Source organism: Kluyvera chengduensis, assembly GCF_044197065.1.
Lineage (GTDB): Bacteria > Pseudomonadota > Gammaproteobacteria > Enterobacterales > Enterobacteriaceae > Kluyvera > Kluyvera ascorbata_C.
In genome coordinates, this window is the sequence record NZ_JBIQOI010000028.1 from 1 (window position 1) to 416 (window position 416).

Consider the following 416-nt stretch of genomic DNA (forward strand, 5'->3'; position numbering starts at 1 on the left):
ATCCCGGCAAAACGACCCATTCACTTTTAGAGATCTTCCGACATACTGATTATGTCCCCTGAGGAGATCGCTATGCGTAAGATCCGATTCACTGAACACCAGATCATCGCCGTATTGAAGTCCGTCGAAGCCGGACGTACCGTCAAGGATGTGTGCCGTGAGGCCGCTATTTCGGAAGCCAGTTATTACAACTGGAAGGCAAAATATGGCGGGATGGAAGCGGCCGATATTAAAAAAATCAAAGACCTTGAGGATGAGAATCGACGTCTGAAACAGATGTTTGCTGATCTCAGCCTTGAGTGCCGGGCACTGAAAGACGTCATCGAAAAAAAGCTTTAAAACCAGCGATAAAGCGTGAACTCGTCAGCTATCTGACGGCACAATTTGCCATGAGTTTACGCCAGGCCTGCAGGACG

At 48.6% G+C, this 416-nt stretch carries 1 pseudogene; it reads left to right on the plus strand.

The features are described 5' to 3' along the window. Nucleotides 1-72 precede the first annotated feature (72 nt). Nucleotides 73-416, plus strand: a pseudogene (locus tag ACH1XZ_RS23205) (transposase); the annotation flags it as partial.